1 protein-coding gene is annotated in these 254 nt (G+C 34.3%); it reads right to left on the reverse strand.

Annotation, left to right across the window (positions count from 1 at the left end):
• A partial coding sequence (locus R0K30_RS22670) for a sulfotransferase (RefSeq protein ID WP_410613185.1) occupies positions 1-254 on the reverse strand: 254 nt, incomplete at both ends.

The following is a 254-nucleotide window of genomic DNA, read 5'->3' on the forward strand; positions in this document are numbered from 1 at the left end:
CGTTATTTATATTCTCTAGTGAAAAGTCTTTAAATGTATTTAAATAACAGCGCTTTAAATGAATGTTAAAGCCACCATCTGCACGGGTTAAATTAGTGTGCATTCGTTGTAAAAGCTGTCTTATTGATGGTATCCATGCAGTAAGCTCTCGCTCTAAATATATAAATTTTGCGTCAGGATAGTATTTATCTAATACTTTAAAATCGTTAAATATGGGGGTGTCTGCAATTGCGACCGCATTATCAAAACAGGCG

It is taken from the genome of Bacillus sp. SIMBA_154, from assembly GCF_046536015.1.
In the GTDB taxonomy this organism is placed as follows: domain Bacteria; phylum Bacillota; class Bacilli; order Bacillales; family Bacillaceae; genus Bacillus; species Bacillus pumilus_P.